Annotated in this window: 16 protein-coding genes; 5 read left to right on the forward strand and 11 right to left on the reverse strand. The window is 34.5% G+C overall.

Annotation, left to right across the window (positions count from 1 at the left end; genetic code table 11):
* Window positions 1–31: 31 nt before the first annotated feature.
* Window positions 32–916, forward strand: a complete 885-nt coding sequence (locus BC962_RS13090; RefSeq protein WP_121346476.1) for a bifunctional 5,10-methylenetetrahydrofolate dehydrogenase/5,10-methenyltetrahydrofolate cyclohydrolase — start codon at window positions 32–34, stop codon at window positions 914–916.
* Between the two features lie 65 nt (window positions 917–981).
* Here the strand turns inward: BC962_RS13090 and BC962_RS13095 are convergent, their stop codons facing one another.
* The 10 genes from BC962_RS13095 to dacB all read right to left on the reverse strand — a co-directional run bounded on the left by BC962_RS13095 (window position 982) and on the right by dacB (window position 9,082).
* A complete protein-coding gene (locus tag BC962_RS13095; RefSeq protein WP_121346477.1) occupies window positions 982–1,389 on the reverse strand; it encodes a YkvA family protein in 408 nt (135 codons plus the stop codon).
* Between the two features lie 8 nt (window positions 1,390–1,397).
* Complete coding sequence (locus tag BC962_RS13100; protein ID WP_121346478.1) at window positions 1,398–2,417, reverse strand: AI-2E family transporter; 1,020 nt, start codon at window positions 2,415–2,417, stop codon at window positions 1,398–1,400.
* Window positions 2,418–2,426: 9 nt separating this feature from the next.
* Complete coding sequence (locus tag BC962_RS13105) at window positions 2,427–2,852, reverse strand: VOC family protein (protein WP_121346479.1); 426 nt, start codon at window positions 2,850–2,852, stop codon at window positions 2,427–2,429.
* Window positions 2,853–2,855: 3 nt separating this feature from the next.
* The gene (locus BC962_RS13110) at window positions 2,856–3,101 is read right to left on the reverse strand and encodes a DUF7218 family protein (RefSeq protein WP_121346480.1); all 246 of its coding nucleotides are present in this window, start codon (window positions 3,099–3,101) and stop codon (window positions 2,856–2,858) included.
* A 62-nt stretch (window positions 3,102–3,163) separates the two neighbouring features.
* Complete coding sequence (rluF, locus tag BC962_RS13115; protein WP_121346481.1) at window positions 3,164–4,015, reverse strand: 23S rRNA pseudouridine(2604) synthase RluF; 852 nt, start codon at window positions 4,013–4,015, stop codon at window positions 3,164–3,166.
* Window positions 4,016–4,104: 89 nt separating this feature from the next.
* On the reverse strand, window positions 4,105–4,314 hold the full coding sequence (locus BC962_RS13120) for a hypothetical protein (protein WP_121346482.1): 210 nt from the start codon (window positions 4,312–4,314) through the stop codon (window positions 4,105–4,107).
* A gap of 145 nt (window positions 4,315–4,459) precedes the next feature.
* Window positions 4,460–5,008, reverse strand: coding sequence for a helix-turn-helix domain-containing protein (locus tag BC962_RS13125; RefSeq protein WP_121346483.1), 549 nt, complete (start codon window positions 5,006–5,008; stop codon window positions 4,460–4,462).
* A gap of 15 nt (window positions 5,009–5,023) precedes the next feature.
* A complete protein-coding gene (locus BC962_RS13130; protein WP_121346484.1) occupies window positions 5,024–6,550 on the reverse strand; it encodes a helicase HerA-like domain-containing protein in 1,527 nt (508 codons plus the stop codon).
* Between the two features lie 61 nt (window positions 6,551–6,611).
* Complete coding sequence (locus BC962_RS13135) at window positions 6,612–7,673, reverse strand: S66 peptidase family protein (RefSeq protein ID WP_121346485.1); 1,062 nt, start codon at window positions 7,671–7,673, stop codon at window positions 6,612–6,614.
* An 80-nt stretch (window positions 7,674–7,753) separates the two neighbouring features.
* Window positions 7,754–9,082, reverse strand: a complete 1,329-nt coding sequence (gene dacB, locus BC962_RS13140; RefSeq protein WP_245984202.1) for a D-alanyl-D-alanine carboxypeptidase/D-alanyl-D-alanine endopeptidase — start codon at window positions 9,080–9,082, stop codon at window positions 7,754–7,756.
* Window positions 9,083–9,228: 146 nt separating this feature from the next.
* Between dacB and BC962_RS13145 the strand changes: the two genes are divergently transcribed.
* The 3 genes from BC962_RS13145 (at window position 9,229) to BC962_RS13155 (ending at window position 14,604) form a co-directional block, all read left to right on the forward strand.
* On the forward strand, window positions 9,229–12,411 hold the full coding sequence (locus BC962_RS13145) for a SusC/RagA family TonB-linked outer membrane protein (RefSeq protein ID WP_121346487.1): 3,183 nt from the start codon (window positions 9,229–9,231) through the stop codon (window positions 12,409–12,411).
* 11 nt (window positions 12,412–12,422) lie between these two features.
* Window positions 12,423–13,811: a SusD/RagB family nutrient-binding outer membrane lipoprotein gene (locus tag BC962_RS13150; RefSeq protein WP_121346488.1), complete on the forward strand. Its 1,389-nt coding sequence runs from the start codon at window positions 12,423–12,425 to the stop codon at window positions 13,809–13,811.
* Between the two features lie 160 nt (window positions 13,812–13,971).
* Window positions 13,972–14,604 (forward strand): 7-carboxy-7-deazaguanine synthase QueE, encoded by a 633-nt coding sequence (locus tag BC962_RS13155; protein WP_121346489.1) that lies wholly within the window; start codon window positions 13,972–13,974, stop codon window positions 14,602–14,604.
* Window positions 14,605–14,666: 62 nt separating this feature from the next.
* Here the strand turns inward: BC962_RS13155 and BC962_RS13160 are convergent, their stop codons facing one another.
* Window positions 14,667–15,230, reverse strand: coding sequence for a DUF2911 domain-containing protein (locus BC962_RS13160; protein WP_121346490.1), 564 nt, complete (start codon window positions 15,228–15,230; stop codon window positions 14,667–14,669).
* A 250-nt stretch (window positions 15,231–15,480) separates the two neighbouring features.
* Here BC962_RS13160 and asnB point away from each other — a divergent pair, with 250 nt between their 5' ends.
* A complete protein-coding gene (asnB, locus tag BC962_RS13165; RefSeq protein ID WP_121346491.1) occupies window positions 15,481–17,091 on the forward strand; it encodes an asparagine synthase B in 1,611 nt (536 codons plus the stop codon).
* The last annotated feature ends 47 nt before the right edge of the window (window positions 17,092–17,138 follow it).

Consider the following 17,138-nt stretch of genomic DNA (forward strand, 5'->3'; position numbering starts at 1 on the left):
AAATAATACTCACTGATACAACATTTTAAAAATGACTATTCTCGACGGTAAAAAAGTAAGCAATGAAATAAAAGATGAAATTGCTGCAGAAGTTCAGCAAATGAAGGATCGGGGAGAAAAAGTTCCACATTTGGCTGCAATTATTGTAGGAAATGATGGTGCGAGTTTAACCTATGTGAATAGTAAAGTAAAAGCTTGTGAGCGCGTAGGTTTTGAATCTACATTAGTGAAGTTATCAAGTACTATTAGCGAAACTGAACTTTTAAAAAAAATTAAAGAGTTGAATGAAGATCCAGCTATTGATGGATTTATCGTTCAATTACCACTTCCAGATCAAATAGATACTCAAAAGGTATTACTTACGGTTAACCCAGATAAAGATGTAGATGGTTTTCATCCTACCAACTTTGGGAAAATGGCCTTAGATATGAGTAGCTTTATTCCGGCCACACCGTTCGGGATTTTAGAGTTATTGGAGCGTTACAAGGTAGAGACTAAGGGGAAACATACCGTGGTTATTGGACGTAGCCATATTGTGGGAAGACCTATGAGTATTTTAATGGGAAGAAAAGGCTTTCCGGGTAATTCTACGGTTACTGTAACACATAGCTATACTAAGAATATCACCCAGATAACTTCTCAGGCAGATATTATTATTACGGCACTAGGAAATCCAGGGTTCTTGAAAGCAGAAATGGTAAAAGATGATGTAGTGATTATAGATGTGGGAATTACTAGAGTTCCAGATGAAGATGCTCCTAGAGGATACAGAATTACGGGGGATGTAGATTTTGATAATGTAAGTAAAAAGGCATCTTTTATAACTCCGGTTCCGGGAGGAGTTGGTCCAATGACTATTGCGATGTTGCTTAAGAACACATTATTGGCAAGAGAAAATCATAGAATTAGTTCATAGTATATATAGAAATAAAAAAAAGGCTGTCTTTAGTAAGGCAGCCTTTTTTTTTAGAATTTCTTGAATTATTCTTGAGATTCTAATTTCCAATCTAAATAATTGTGAAGGTCTGTTTCAATAAAACGAAGACCAAAACTTAATACGGCTAGATCATCTATATATCCAAGTCCGGGAATGAAATCTGGAATAATATCTAGCGGATTTAAGACATATAGAAATCCAAAAGCAATAGACGCAATGGTAAACCAAGGCACATTGGTGTAGATTCCTTTTCTATAGTCTTTAAGCATTCCGAACATGACTTTTCCCAATTCAGTATATTTCTCTAACATATTGGTGCTAGCGATCTTTTTAGAAATATCCTCCTCTTTTTCCATAACCACTTCTACATCATCTTCTTTGATCTTAGTGATCTCGTCGTTCATGTATTCTTCTTCTATTTCTTCTATTTTTTTGCTAAATATATTTTTCATAATTAATTTTATAAATTGTCGTTAGTATTACCGTATTCGGTTTTGTATATTTTTAGTATTAGTAAAAACAAGGATATTAATAAAGGTCCAAAAATCAGGCCTATAAATCCAAAGAGTGGAACTCCTACAACCACTCCAAATAATGTGATTAATGGATGGACACTGGATAATTTTTCTAGTATATATAATCTCACCAAATTATCTGTAGATCCCACAACTACGATCCCATAGATTAAAATAGCAATGGCTTGCCATTCCATTCCCTGAGAAAATAGTAATATGGTTACAGGGATAATTCCAATTGCCGTACCTATAAAGGGAATCATAGATCCTACTGCTGTTATCACAAACCAGAAAAACGGATCTGGAACCCCAAATATTAAAAATCCAATCAATGCTATTACCCCTTGAATAAGGGCTACAAGTGGTATTCCTAATGCGTTAGATCTTACAGAAAGATCACTTTCCTTTCCTATAAGATGAATATTATTTGAAGCTAGAGGAATATATGATTCTAATATGTTATTCATTTTTTCTCTACTAATTAACATATAATAGAGCATAAAATACAAAATCCCTATAGCTATAAAAGCGTTAAAAGTACCGCCTGCAAAACTTTGAAGATTGGTAGAAACCCAGGTTGTTATAGAATCACTATCTATATTATTACTTATGTTATAACCAATATATTCTTCAGCTTTAGTTATCTGCTCCTTAAAGGCGATTACTACTTTTTCTGAATTTGCCACAGCTTTCCCAATCTTAGCAGTAAGCATAATAACAATAAGTGCAATTGGTATTAGTATCCCAATAAAGGAACCAATCATTAATAAAGCTGCCGCATAAGATTTTTTCCAGCCACGTTCTACTAATTTCTTCATCCACTTACGCATGAGAACATAAAGAGTAACTGCACCAAGCACCCCAGATAAATAAGGTAGAATTTCCTTAAAAATTAAAATCCCCAAGAATACAATAAGTATAAGAACGAAAACTTGTCTTACTAACGAGGGATTTAAGTTTTTCATAAATAATTTTTATTTAGCAAAAAGCTGATCTATATTTTTAAAAGCTTTGAATTCCAATGCGTTTCCAGAGGGATCCTTAAAGAACATAGTGGCTTGTTCTCCTGTTTTCCCTTCAAATCGAATGTAAGGCTCAATAACAAAATGAATATTATTGTTTTTCAATTTTTCAGAAAAATCCTTAAATACGTCCCATTCAAGAACGACTCCAAAATGTGGAATCGGCACATCTTTTCCATCCACTGGATTTCCTTTTCCTATCGGTTTAGGTTGCGGTTCTTGTACGTGTAGCACTAATTGGTGTCCAAAGAAATTGAAATCTACCCAATGTTCACTGCTTCTACCTTCTTCACAGCCTAAAATTTCCCTATAAAAAACTCGGTTTTCTTCTAGATTCGTAACTGGAATTGCTAAATGAAAAGGTTGAATTTTATCCATAGTTTAATTATTTCTCAATGCGTTAATTAATTCAGCTTTGCTCATTTTAGATCTCCCTTCAATTCCAACTTTCTTGGCCTGAGTATAAAGATCGGATTTTGTGCGACCTTCATAATCCCCAGCTTTTCCGCCCTTTACTCCAGCATCAGGAGTGTTCGCTATCCTTGCGGATTTCTCCTTACTATATCCTTTATCTAATAAGGCTTCATATTGAGCCTCATTTTTAATTCGACTGTTTGAAGTTCCCATTTTTTAATCTAAAAATAGAAAGTTCTATTTAAACAATCAGTCTCAATTCCGCTAATAATGTGTTAAGATTTATTTCTGCGAGATTTTGATTTTCCAGAAAAAGTTGGAGTCTCCTTAGGTTTTGAGTCTTTAGAATTAAATTTCTCTGCCTTTTCCTCGTCGTATTTTGGATTCCTTTTCTTAGGTTCTGGTGCTTTATATGTCTTGATAGAATTAGTTACCATTTCATTAATGGTGCTTAATTCTTCTTCAGTAATATCTCTCCACTCTCCAACTGGAATATCAAGTAAAACATTCATTATCCTAACACGTTTAAGGCTTGTAACTTCATAGTCTAATGCTTCACACATTCTTCTAATCTGTCTATTTAAACCTTGGGTAAGTACAATTCTAAAATCATAGTTCCCTAAACGTTCTACCTCACATTTCTTGGTAACTGTATCTAAAATAGAAATTCCCATTCCCATTCTATCTATAAAGGTAGAGGAGATGGGTTTGTTTACTGTAACAACATATTCTTTTTCATGATTATTACTGGCGCGTAATATTTTATTCACAATATCCCCATCATTCGTTAAAAAGATAAGTCCCTCACTGGCCTTATCAAGTCTACCTATTGGGAAAATACGTTTAGGGTAATTTATATAATCTATAATATTGTCTTTCTCCACACCAGAGTCTGTAGTACAAACAATACCTACCGGTTTATTAAAAGCAATGTAAACTGGTTTTTCATTGAGATTGGCGACCGTCTTTCCGTTAACACGAACAATATCCCCAGGAGCGACCTTAGTTCCCATTTCAGGAACCTCGCCGTTTACTGTAACTCTTCCTTGATCTATTAGTTTATCGGCCTCTCTGCGGGAACAATACCCGGCTTCACTTAAATATTTGTTGATTCGGGTGAGTTGCATATTAAAAATGGATTAGGGTAGCAAAGATAAAGATTCAGCAATTATTAACTTGCTCAATTCAATATTAATCTGTGCTACCCTAAAATTATTTATTCAGCTTTTTTGTTATCTACAGCAACTTCATCAGTGTCTTTTCTGTACTTCAACATTGAGATACCCGCAATAAAGAAAACAAAGCCTAATATTGCCAGAGCCCATGGACTCATCATTAAAGCTAGACTTCCGAAAATCCCCAAAACTCCCATTACAAGAGAAATGGCGCCTCCAATTAACATGATTACTGCTATAATCTTGATCATAATATTAAATATTGGTTAAGAAGTAAAGGTAATTAAAGAATTGAAAAACGATGAATTATTAACATATCCTAAAGATATTAAGCATAAAATGTCACAAATTTATCTTTAAAATAAGGTGGTTAATCTTAATTATTAATTTACCATTTTACCAACTCACCATTAAATATTTTATTTTAGCATCGTCTGGAATTTGCGATGCAGAAATTCTGGAATCTGTGTCATATCGAAGGCTAGATGGAAGATCTTTTTTGTCTATCGTGAGATATAAATTTAATTCGTCTATAAAAACTACAGCAGAATTCAAGGTATTCTCAATTCTTGAGATCTGGTAGTTTTTAACAACATCCCCAAAAGTGCTTGCGTTGTTAAGTCCTTTTGCGGTTTGAAACCTCGGGTCCATGATCTGGATGTAACCCACTGTACTGGTAGAATCAAATTGCTGAATTGGTTCTAATATTAGCAATGCTTTGCCGTCTTTGTCGAATATTTCTATTTCACTGGTAGAATTAAAAAATTGACTTCCAGAGTTTTTTCTTACGATGGAGTCTTCACTGAAAACAGAATCTAATTGATTGATTTTTATTTCTTTGGTAAGTGAACCTACGCGTGTAGTATCTATTAGAAATGGATCGGAGTCCCGACCGCATGAAATTAAACTAATGGTAATACATGCTAATAAACTTAATCTTCTCATATCTTTTTTTGACTTCTATTTGAATGCCTTGTTCAAAATACTCATAACTCCTCTAATAAAAGTTGCGCTGGTTAAAACTTTAATTACCGCGCTTTGAGTTTTATTAGAACTTTTTGAGGTTCTTGAACTAGTTCGAGAAATTTTTTCTCGTTCTTCTTTTGCCTTCTCTTTTGCTTCTTCTTGATCTGCGCTAGCGATCTTTTTATTCAATAATTCATAGGCACTTTCCCTATCTATCTCTTTGTTATACTTAGAGACCAACTTAGAAGAGCCAATTAAATTCTTTAATTCTTCTGAGGTTAAAACATCCATCCTACTCATTGGAGCTCTCATCATTGTAGCGGCTAAAGGAGAAGGTCTCCCTTTTTCGTCTAATGAAGAAATTAATGCTTCTCCAATACCTAACGAGGTTAATACTTCCTTGGTATCGTAATATTCAGATATTGGATAATTTTCTGCAGTTAATTTGATCGCTTTTCTATCGTTCGCTGTAAATGCGCGCAGGGAATGTTGAATTTTTAAACCTAACTGACTTAATATTTCTTTTGGTACATCTGTTGGGTTTTGGGTTACAAAATAGATGCCAACTCCTTTAGATCGGATCAATTTTATAATACTTTCTATTTGGTCCAGTAAAGCATCCGAAGCTTCTTTGAAAATTAAATGTGCTTCATCTATAAAAAGGATCAATTCTGGCCTGTCGCTATCCCCTTTTTCTGGTAATGTCGAATAAATTTCTGCCAGTAAACTCAACATAAAGGTTGAGAATAATTTCGGTTTATCCTGAATGTCATCTAAACGAATAATATTGATCATTCCACGACCATCTATATTAGTTCTCATTAGATCTTCAACCTCAAAAGAAGGTTCTCCAAAAAACAGATCGGCATCCTGTTGTTCTAAAGCAACGATCTTTCTTAGAATAGAGCCAGTAGAAGATTTAGACATTCTACCATAATCTTTTTCAAATTCCTCCTTGCCATCATCTGTTGCATAATGGATGATCTTTTTAAGATCCTTTAAATCTAGTAGCGGTAAATGATTGTCGTCACAATATTTAAAAACGATTGCTAAAATCCCAGTTTGAGTATCTGTGAGATCTAAGATTCTAGATAAGAGAATTGGGCCAAATTCACTAACGGTTGCCTTTAATCTTACTCCAGGTTGTTCAGAAAGGCTTAATATTTCTACAGGTGAAGCTTGAGGTGTGAATTCAAAATTTAATAGTTGGTGCCGTGAATCGATTTTTTCATGTCCTGGGGATGGCATCGCAATACCACTAAGATCTCCCTTAATATCCATCATTAAAACAGGAATTCCTTTTTCTGAAAGATTTTCTGCAATAATTTGTAATGTTTTTGTTTTCCCAGTACCTGTTGCTCCGGCAATTAATCCATGCCGATTCATGGTTTTTAGAGGGATCTTAATTTGCGCTTCTGGAATAGTTTTACCGTCCAACATGGCAGCACCCATATATATAAATTCTCCTTTTGGAGCATAACCTTGCTGAATGTGCTCTATAAATTTGTTGGGATCTTTCATTCTTATAAATTATTTTGAATTTAAACACTAACTGTTTAAATAAATTGCGAGTATTTATTTATTATAAAACGGCAGGTGATAACATACTAATAGTTCCTTTATCTGCATCTATGGATGCATTTATTCCATTTGGGATCGTAGAATTATCATCTACATGACCAAACATTGCTCCAGAATATGCTGGAATTTCCAAAGGTTTAATATAATGGTCTATCACTTCCTCTAAAGTTAAAGAACCATATCCACTACCTCCAGGATCACAATCTGTACATTTTCCAAATACAAATCCTGAGATCTTATCTAAAACTCCGGCTAATTTAAGTTGAGACATCATTCTGTCTATAGCATAGATCTTTTCTCCAACTTCTTCTAGATATAAGATCGTGTTTTCCCAGTTTGGTAAATAATCCGACCCCATAATTCCGGTGAGCACAGATAGATTTCCCCCGAGTAAAATTCCTTCGGCTTTTCCTGGGGTAATTGTTCTAATTCGGTTTTTAACTTGCACTAAATTATCTCCAATTTGGACAGTGTTTTCAAAAGTAAAGGTGTTTTTATTAAATAGGATTTCTTTAAAAATGTTATAGCTGAAATTGTTCCAAGTAGAAATTCCCATTGGCCCATGAAAGGTTACTAATCCGGTTTTAGAATAGATAGCCATATGCAGAGCAGTGATATCGCTGTACCCGATAAATATTTTTGGGTTCTTCTTTATAACATCATAATCAATCAAGTCTAAGATTCTTGCAGCACCAGATCCTCCTCTTAATGCGATTATGGCATCCACCTCGGGATCTTTAAACATGTTATTTAAATCTTCAGCTCGTTCCTCATCTGTTCCAGCTAAATGACCGTAATGAGAATTAATGTGTTTCCCTAGTTTTACTTTTAAACCCATCGCTTGAAAAGTTTCAACTGCTATTTCATAGGGTTCCGACTCAAATTTATTAGATGCTGGACTTATTATCCCGATGGTGTCTCCTTCAGCAAGATGTTTAGGAAGTAAAAATGAGTTATCTTTTAATTCAGTAGCAAAAGAAGATTGAAAAGGAGTGATAAAAGTTGATAATGATAAGGCGATACTTCCCGTTCCTATATTCCGTAAAAAATTTCTTCTTTGCATTTCTGTGTAGATTTGTAGAGTTTATTATTGCCTCTAATTTAAATGAATTAATTTTTATTTGTCTGCTCCGGTCTAAAATCTTAATAATTTAGATAGATGTTCCGTAAAATTCGTTGCATTTCTGTCTTAATAATAGATGAGCTAACCGTATAGTTGTTGTTCATAAAGCTAAAGAGTAATATTCTTCCGCTCTTTGTCTTAATATAACCGCTTAAATTATGGTTGTTGCTTAGAGTTCCTGTTTTTGCAAAAATGTAAGGCTCCTCAGCTTTATACCAATTTTTTAAAGTTCCATTTTGTCCACCTGTGGGGAGGAAGTCAAAAAGTTTTTCCTGCGGAATTTCTTCCATAATTTTCTTTAATAGAACCACCATGCTTCTAGGAGTTACCAAATTATAACGCGAAAGTCCGGAACCATCCACCCAAATTAGCTCATCTGGAAGATCATTTAAATACTTAGATTTCATAAATTTTATAGCATTTTTAGTGCTCAAACTATCAGACACATTATTTCCTACCATTATTAAAAGTTGCTCTGCAATAAAATTATCGCTGTTTCTTAGCATTGTCTTATAAAGGCTATCTGCGGGAAGGCTGTAAAATATTTTAGATGAGGTGGTGATTTTCCATTTTTCATCAATAAGCTTAACTGGCTTGTTTAGAGTATCAGCAAGTAATTTGGTAAATAGTTCTTCAGAATATTTAAATGGAACTATTCGAGAAGATCCTTCTTTAAGTTTAGAATTGTTATATCTAAATATATTCTTATCTAAATCTCTTTCTATGTCAAGATCATTTTTACTTGCTATTAGACTATCCTCAAATTGTTGGATATTAGTAGATGGTTTGTCCTGTCCTATTTCCGAATTAAATTCTACATAATTCCCATAAATCGGAAATGCTGCTCGCTCTACAGAGTAATAATAATTATAATCATCCCAAGACCATCCTGGACCAAAAGATTCCTCGTTAAATACGGGACGTTGGTAGTATAGATTTTCTTCACGGTTTTTTAAAAATTCATAAACTTTAGATCTATACGCATCTGCATATAAAAAAGATGGATCTCCGGTTCCTTTAAATATTAAGGAATCATTTTGAATAACGTAGCTAAGAGCCGGTAATGAATCTCCTAAAACTTTTAAGCCTGCGTAAAATGTTAGCAATTTTACATTAGAGGCAGGTGTAAAGTATTTTTGAGAATTATACTCATTAAGCATTTCATTATTCACAGGATCCATTAAGGCAAAACCTGAAAAGCTCTGATTGAAAACAGCAGAATTGCTGAAGTCACGTCCTAGATTTTTGTTGAATTTTTTTGTAGAAGAGCAAGCCGCAAGAGTGGAAATAAAAGCAACTAATATAAGCGGCTTAATAAATCCATTTAAAATTGATCCTGAGTTTTTCAAAATTTAGTTTTTTAAAAGAGAGACGTAAGTTATGATAATTATAAAAAAAATTAATTAACTGGATGATTATTACAAATAATATTATGATAGTCTGAGGTAATTAATTATCTTCATTTATAATTCACATAATTTTAACACGGTAAAATATGAAAAACAAAATTACACTTTTGGCTTTTATGGTCATTTTTCAGTTTACTAATTTGTTTGCTCAGGAAAAGACTGTCACGGGTAAGGTTACCGAAATTAATGACGGGATGACTCTTCCGGGAGTTAACGTGATTGTAAAGGGGACGAATCAGGGAACCGTTACCGATATGGATGGATTTTATTCCATTAATGTAGATGAAAATCAAATTTTGGTATTTTCTTCATTAGGTTTTGAAACAAAAGAAATGAAGGTTGGATCACAAACCACCATTAACATTGGAATGGTTGCCAATCTAGAAGGTTTAGATGAGGTTGTTATTACAGCTCTTGGAATATCCAGGGATAAAAAATCCCTAGGTTATGCTACTCAAGAAGTAGCGGGGGAAGATCTTAATCTTACTAACGAGCAAAATGTAATAGGCTCGTTATCTGGTAGAGTTGCAGGGGTTCAGGTTACTGGTGCTTCTGGGGCTAGTATGGGTGGTACTCAGAAAATAAAAATAAGAGGTGTGAATTCTATTGGTGGGGGAGATCAACCACTTATCGTGGTAGATGGTACTCCAATCTCTAATGCTAATTTTGCAGGTAGTGATGAATCTGATTATGGGAATTTAGGACAAGATATAAATCCTACAGATATTGAATCTGTAAACGTACTTAAAGGTCCAGCAGCATCTGCCTTATATGGGATTAGAGGGCAATATGGAGTGATTATGATCACAACTAAAAAAGGTTCAAAGGGAGTAAAGGATGTACAGGTTCAAGTTAATTCATCTTTTACTGTTGAAAGAGCTGGAAATTTTATGCCTGTTCAAAATATGTATGGGGGAGGTTCTAGCCAGCAGTTTAGAACTTTGGCAAATGGAGACCCTTATGTAGATCTAAGCGTTGATGAAAGTTGGGGTCCAAAAATGGATGGTACGCCGGTAAGACAAGTTTTTAGTTTTTATCCTCAAGATGATGAATATCAACAATTAACTCCTTTTGTAGCGCACCCGGATAATATAAAAGATTATTATGAAACTGGATATAACTTTAATAAAGGGATTACAGTTTCTGGAGGGAACGAGAATACTACTTATAGACTTAGTTTTAATGATACAAGAATTGAAGGTGTAGAACCAAATACTTATTTAGATAGAAACAATCTTGGTTTGAATGCCAGTTTAGATCTGTCTAAAAAACTTACAGTTTCTACTAATATTAATTATGCAAGGAATGATGCGCAGCGACCTAAGCAAGGATCGGAATATGGAACAGGGTATTTTACCCAATGGTTCCAAAGAAATATTGATATGAATAGATTGAAGGATTATGAATATGAAGATGGAACCTATTTACATTGGAACTTAAGAAGACCAGATTCTAATACAGGTGAGATAGACAATTTAAGTCCACTTTATTGGGATAACCCTTATTTTGATGCTTATGAGAATACTAATAAAGATAGCAGAGACCGATTTTTTGGGAATGTAGGACTCTCCTATAAAGTATTGCCAGAATTAGAATTAAGCGCAGCCGTTAGAGGTGATATCTATACTCAGAATATCGAGACAAGAACCGCTTTTGGAGGAAAAAGAACTCCAGATTTTACAATTGGTAAATACGAGAATAAAGAAATGAATTATGAATTCCTTGCACTTTATAATAAGAAATGGGATGACCTTTCTATAAATGGAACGCTTGGTGGAAACATTTTTAATAGAAGATATTCTTCCCTTTATCAAGGAACTGTGGGTGGACTTTCATCGCCAGGATTTTATAATATAGATGCCTCTATAGATAGGCCAAATGTTTCTAATTATTTACTAAGAAAGCAAATTAGAAGTATGTTTGGAATGCTTTCCTTAGGTTATAAAGACACTTATTTTGTGGATGCATCAATACGAAATGATGTTTCTTCAGCTCTGCCAGAAGATAATAACTCTTATTGGTATCCTTCAATTTCAGGAAGTATGGTGTTTAGTGAGTTGGTAGATTGGGATACTTTATCCTTCGGAAAATTAAGAGCTAGTTATGCTCAGGCAGGATCAGATTTAGATGCATATCAAACCAGCTTACCATTTGGGGTAGGAACTGTATATAATGGTACAAATACTTTATTCGTACCAGATAACCTTAATAATCCTAACATCAAACCATCATTTGCACATTCTTACGAAGCTGGTATCGATTTAAGATTCTTCAAAAGCAGATTAGGTATAGATTTCACGTATTATGTTCAGAAGAACAAAAACCAAATTATAAGTTTAGATGTATCTGGAGCTAGTGGTTATAGTTCTAGTACGATCAATGCGGGACTTATTCAGAATAAAGGTTATGAGATTGCTGTTACCGCTAAGCCTATAGTAATGGATAATTTTAAATGGGATGTAAATTTTAATATCAATAGAAATAAAAGTGAAGTTGTAGAGCTTGCTCCAGGGATAGATGTGTATACATATGGATCTACAACCTATTCCAGTGTTAATAGTTATTTGAATTCTTATGTGGGTGAAGCCTTCGGAAGTTTAGTAGGACAAGCCTATCAAAGAGATGAAGCTACCGGAAAGATCCTTTTAGGTTCAGATAATATGCCACTGTATACAGATGCTACCCATAACTTCGGAAGTGTTCTTCCAGATTTTAATGGAGGTTTACAAAACACTTTCAGTATAGGGAATTTCAATATTGCCGCCATGATAGATTTTCAAGGAGGAGGACAGTTTTTTAGTAGATCTAAAATGTTAGCTGTTAGAACTGGGCAAGATCCTTTAACGGTAGCAACTAACGATAATGGTATGAATGTAAGAGATCCTTTAGAAGATGGAGGAGGAGTAAAAGTTACTGGTGTTTCTGCTGAAACAGGAGAAGACGTAACGGCTTATGTCGATGCTAGATCTTATTACCGAAATGTTCTGGGTAGAAGGATTTACGAAGAATGGCTCTATGACGCTTCCTATATAAAATTGAGTGAAGTTCGTTTGGGTTATACATTTGGAGAAAAAATAATGCAGAAACTTCCTTTCAAAAGTGTAGCGGTTGCATTAATAGCGAGAAACCCTGCCATGATTTGGCAAGAAGCTCCAGAGGGAATAGATCCTTCGGCTATTTCTACAGGAAGCCAATCTATAAGTTGGTATGAATCTGGACAATTAGTTTCTGTAAGATCTTATGGTTTGAATCTAAATATCACATTTTAAATAGTACAATTATGAAACAGACTTATATAATAGTATTGTTGTTTAGCTTTATAATAGGAGGTTGCAGCAATTTTGATGACGATATAAATACCAATCCCAATTTACCAAGTCAGGCTTCGGGGACCCAGCTTATTGCTAATGCATCCTTATACCTGCCAGGTTTAGCTTCTTCTCCAAAAGGAGAATTTATGGCCCAATACCTAGCAGAAACTCAATATGTTGGCGCATCCTTATATCCTGAAGAAAGCACTAGTTTTTATGGCTTATATCAAGGGCCTTTAGCAAATCTTCAGGCGGTTATAGATTCAGATGGATTAAGTGCCTCTCAAGGACCAGTTCCAAATCAAATTGCAGTAGCAAAAATCTTAAGAGCATATTTTTATTGGAACATCACCGATAGATGGGGGGATGTACCTTATTCTGAAGCTTTAAAAGGAGCAGAGAATTTTACACCTGCCTACGATACTCAGGAATTTATTTATAATGATCTTTTCCAGGAGTTGAAAGATGCAAATGCTATGATGGTTGCTGGAAGTATTTCTGATGATATTATCTATGGTGGCGACATGAGTAAGTGGAAAAAATTAGGGAATACCATTAGACTTCTTATGGCATTGAGATTATCTGAAGTTGATTCCTCTGTAGCTATGCAGGAATTTAATGATGCATTGGCGGCAGGAGTATTTACTTCTAATAGTGATAATTTGGTGTTCAGACATTTAGCCGATGCTAATAGTCAGAACTATTGGTATGGGCAAGTAGTGGATCAAAACCGTGAATGGTGGGCAATTACTGAAACGCTTGTGGAAGAAATGAAGCCTGTAAATGATCCTAGATTACCCGTTTATGCAGATCCTGCAAGAGCTAATGGGGAATATGTTGGGTTGAAATTTGGGGAAGAAGAAAATATTGGAACTGAAGAATTCTCCCTTTTAGGATCGGATATTATTGCTCAAGATGCTCCAGTATATTTAATTACCTATGCACAGGTTTTATTTGCAATGGCAGAGGCTGCAGAACGAAATTGGATCTCCGAAGATGTAGAACCGCTATATAATATGGCTATAGAGCAGTCTATTGTTCAATGGACAGGAAGTTCGGATGGGGTTCAGGAATTTCTTAATAATCCAGAAATTGCTTTTGATGAAAACAGAGCGATGGAGCAAATAGGAAATCAGCGTTGGGTACATTTATATATGTTTGGATATGAAGCTTGGTCAGAATGGAGAAGAACAGGTTATCCTAATGATTTGGTTTCGCCAAATGGGGCAGATGTTCCTAATAGACTTTCGTATCCAGATAATGAAGCTTTTAATAATCAAGTAAATTATGAAGCAGCAGTGCAAAGGCAATTTAATGGTCAAGAAAGTATTTACGGAAAAGTATGGTGGGATTTGTAATCCATACTGTGCACTATTATAAAAAAAGGGCCGGTATTAACCGGCTTTTTTTATACCGTAAATTTACTTTCTTGCCTCCATATCAAATATTTATATCTCCTTAGATAATCCGTTTAGAAACGAAGTATTAAAAGTACAAGATTGCTTATCTTTGCAGGCTATGATTACAGAAGATACAAAAGTGTTGGTGGATAAGGGAATTATGCTTCCGTTAATGGAGGAATTTTATACCATACAGGGAGAAGGATTTTATAAAGGTACTGCTGCTTATTTCATTAGAATAGGTGGGTGCGATGTTGGCTGTCATTGGTGTGACGTTAAGGAAAGTTGGGATGCTACGATGCATCCTCCAACTCATATTGGGAAAATTGTGGAAAACGCAGTTTCCTATAGTGATACTATTGTGATCACCGGAGGAGAGCCTTTAACCTGGGATATGACAATTCTTACAGAGACTTTAAAAACTCAGGGTTGCAAGGTTCATATAGAAACCTCTGGGGCATATAAGTTAACTGGGGTTTGGGATTGGATATGTTTATCTCCGAAAAAGATGAAATTACCTACCGAAGAAATTTGTGCAGTAGCTAATGAATTAAAGGTGATCGTGTATAATGCTCATGACCTTATTTTTGCTGAAGAGCAAGCTGCGCGTGTAAATGAAAACTGCATTCTTTATCTTCAGCCAGAATGGAGTAAAAGAGATAAAGTAGTGCCGATGATTGTAGATTATGTAATGAAAAATCCTAAATGGAAAGTTTCATTGCAAACGCATAAATATTTAAACATTCCTTAATAAAAAAGGTTTCAATTTTTTAAAATTGAAACCTTTTTAGTTTTAGTATGTTATCTAAATTCTTATTGAACCGCTTTAAAAGGAACTTCAACATATTTGTCATCCCATCCCATTAAAAGATCGGCTCCATCTGTTTTAGTTACAAATGCTATAGAAAAAGATTCAATTGTTGCAGGGGCATTACGCACAGGAACTTTAATTCTAACTATGTCTTCTTGGTCACTATATTCATAAGCTCCCCAAGTATTTGTTCTATTGTTTAATATTACAGTCCATTCTTTTTCACTTGGTATCGTGTAAATAGTGTAAGTACCAGCTTTTACAACTACATCAGCTACTTTCATATCTTTATATAAAGTAAGCTCTGTAGCTTCGTTTGCTCCAGTTCTCCATACTTCGTTAAAAGGAACTAAAGTCCCAAAAATCGTTCTATCTCTTTTTTGAGGTCTACTATAGATAACTCTCGCTATAACTTCTTCGTCTTGATTTTTATAAATTACCAAATCCATAGGGCTTGCATCTACTTTAGCAAAATTTAAAGCCTCTTTGGTTTTTTCTTGAGCATTTACAGGATTGCTTTGAAGTGTAAAGATTGCTATCGCCGCTAATAAGAAAATTCTTTTCATAGTTTTTAATATTAATTTAATAAGTAATAAAGGTACTATATCAATGAGCTTAGGGGTGTTAATGAAGTCTTATATTTTTTTAAAAGCCCATTGTTATAATTTGATAGATATTGACATGTATTACAGAATATTTGGTTTCAAAAAAATACTTATTATTTATTTTTGATTTTTATATGTAAGCAATTATGTGTTATAGGTTTTTAATTGGAAACTAATACCTCAAATTTGTTTAGAATTAAAACTTAAAATTATGTGTGGTATATTAGCTGTAATAGGAAAGAAGGAAGATCAAGAATTAGTTTCTAAGCTTTCTAAAAGAATGAGTCATCGTGGACCAGATGAAAGTGACGTACATGTTACTGAGTCTGGTGCAATATTATGTCATGAAAGATTATCTATCATGGATGTAACAACTGGAAAGCAACCAATACAGGGAACTTCTTCAGCATGGATGATACATAACGGCGAAATATATAACTACAAAGCACTTAAGGAAAATGAACTAAAAGATCATACGTTTCGTAGTACAGGAGACTCAGAAGTGATCGTGCATTTATATGAAAAATATGGATATGGTTTTCTGAACAAATTAGACGGGGATTTCGCTTTCGTTGTAGTAGATGGAAAAGACTTTATTGCCGCAAGAGACCCAATAGGAGTAAAGCCACTTTATTACGGTAAAGATGCTGAAGGCGCACTTTGGTTTGCAAGTGAAATGAAAGTATTGGCAGATCAATGTGTAGAATTTCAAGCTTTTCCTCCAGGATATTACTATACTCCAACTACAGGATTTGTACAATATTACAAACCAGAATGGTATTCCTTAGAAGAATGTCAAGAAGAAGCTGACTTGAAAAGATTAAGAGATTCATTAATTGCAGCAACTAAAAAACGTTTAATGTCTGATGTTCCATTAGGAGTATTGTTAAGCGGAGGCTTAGATTCTTCTTTAACTTCTTCTATAGCTGCAAGGTTACTTAAAGAAAAGGGCAAAAAATTACATTCTTTCTCTATAGGTTTAAATGAAGATGCGCCAGATTTGATCGCTGCTCGAAAAGTAGCCGAATTTCTTGGAACAGATCATCATGAAATTCATTTTACTGTTGAAGAAGGAATAGGGATCATTAAAAAGTTGATCTGGCATTTAGAGACTTACGATGTAACTTCTATACGTGCTAGTACTCCTATGTATTTCCTTTCAAAAGCAATTACAGAAAAAGGTATTAAAGTAGTGCTTTCAGGAGAAGGGGCAGACGAAATTTTTGGAGGATATTTATATTTTAAAAATGCACCTTCAGCAGAAGAGTTTCAGAAAGAAACAATTAGCAGAGTTAAAAGATTGTCTACAGCAGATTGTTTAAGAGCAGATAAGTCTACAATGGCTCATGGATTAGAAGCCAGGGTTCCATTTTTAGACAAGTCGTTTCTGCAAACTGCTATGGAAATTGCACCAGTACATAAAATGCCAAAAACTCATGGCGGAGTGGAGAAGTATATTCTAAGAAAAGCTTTTGATACTCCAGAGCAAGCCTTTCTTCCAGATGAAGTATTATGGAGACAAAAAGAGCAGTTTAGTGATGGGGTTGGGTATAGCTGGATAGATAGCTTGATCGCTTTCACAAAATCTCAAGTAAGCGACTTGGAAATGGAAATGGCAGCGTCCAAATATCCAGTGAACACGCCTACAACTAAAGAGGCTTATTATTATAGAGAGATCTTTCATGAATATTTTTCTCAGGAATCTGCTGCGAAATCAGTAAAAAAATGGATTCCGAAATGGCAGGATGATAAAGATCCAAGTGGAAGAGCAAGTACTACGCACATTGCACAGACTAGTTTTGTGGAGGTTGCAAAAAGCTAATGTTTATTTCACGCTTAAATAGGGAGTTTTTCACATAAATTGTTAAT

The sequence above is a fragment of the Gillisia mitskevichiae genome (assembly GCF_003634585.1).
In the GTDB taxonomy this organism is placed as follows: Bacteria; Bacteroidota; Bacteroidia; order Flavobacteriales; family Flavobacteriaceae; genus Gillisia; species Gillisia mitskevichiae.

What these genes read in the sequence shown, in the direction of transcription:
- BC962_RS13120 (WP_121346482.1), bottom strand. Translation starts at nt 4,314, where the DNA reads ATGATCAAGATTATAGCAGTAATCATGTTAATTGGAGGCGCCATTTCT.
- BC962_RS13145 (WP_121346487.1), top strand. Translation starts at nt 9,229, where the DNA reads ATGAAAAACAAAATTACACTTTTGGCTTTTATGGTCATTTTTCAGTTT.
- rluF (WP_121346481.1), bottom strand. Translation starts at nt 4,015, where the DNA reads ATGCAACTCACCCGAATCAACAAATATTTAAGTGAAGCCGGGTATTGT.
- BC962_RS13090 (WP_121346476.1), top strand. Translation starts at nt 32, where the DNA reads ATGACTATTCTCGACGGTAAAAAAGTAAGCAATGAAATAAAAGATGAA.
- BC962_RS13155 (WP_121346489.1), top strand. Translation starts at nt 13,972, where the DNA reads ATGATTACAGAAGATACAAAAGTGTTGGTGGATAAGGGAATTATGCTT.
- asnB (WP_121346491.1), top strand. Translation starts at nt 15,481, where the DNA reads ATGTGTGGTATATTAGCTGTAATAGGAAAGAAGGAAGATCAAGAATTA.
- BC962_RS13110 (WP_121346480.1), bottom strand. Translation starts at nt 3,101, where the DNA reads ATGGGAACTTCAAACAGTCGAATTAAAAATGAGGCTCAATATGAAGCC.
- BC962_RS13135 (WP_121346485.1), bottom strand. Translation starts at nt 7,673, where the DNA reads ATGCAAAGAAGAAATTTTTTACGGAATATAGGAACGGGAAGTATCGCC.
- BC962_RS13100 (WP_121346478.1), bottom strand. Translation starts at nt 2,417, where the DNA reads ATGAAAAACTTAAATCCCTCGTTAGTAAGACAAGTTTTCGTTCTTATA.
- BC962_RS13125 (WP_121346483.1), bottom strand. Translation starts at nt 5,008, where the DNA reads ATGAGAAGATTAAGTTTATTAGCATGTATTACCATTAGTTTAATTTCA.
- BC962_RS13095 (WP_121346477.1), bottom strand. Translation starts at nt 1,389, where the DNA reads ATGAAAAATATATTTAGCAAAAAAATAGAAGAAATAGAAGAAGAATAC.
- BC962_RS13130 (WP_121346484.1), bottom strand. Translation starts at nt 6,550, where the DNA reads ATGAAAGATCCCAACAAATTTATAGAGCACATTCAGCAAGGTTATGCT.
- BC962_RS13150 (WP_121346488.1), top strand. Translation starts at nt 12,423, where the DNA reads ATGAAACAGACTTATATAATAGTATTGTTGTTTAGCTTTATAATAGGA.
- BC962_RS13160 (WP_121346490.1), bottom strand. Translation starts at nt 15,230, where the DNA reads ATGAAAAGAATTTTCTTATTAGCGGCGATAGCAATCTTTACACTTCAA.
- BC962_RS13105 (WP_121346479.1), bottom strand. Translation starts at nt 2,852, where the DNA reads ATGGATAAAATTCAACCTTTTCATTTAGCAATTCCAGTTACGAATCTA.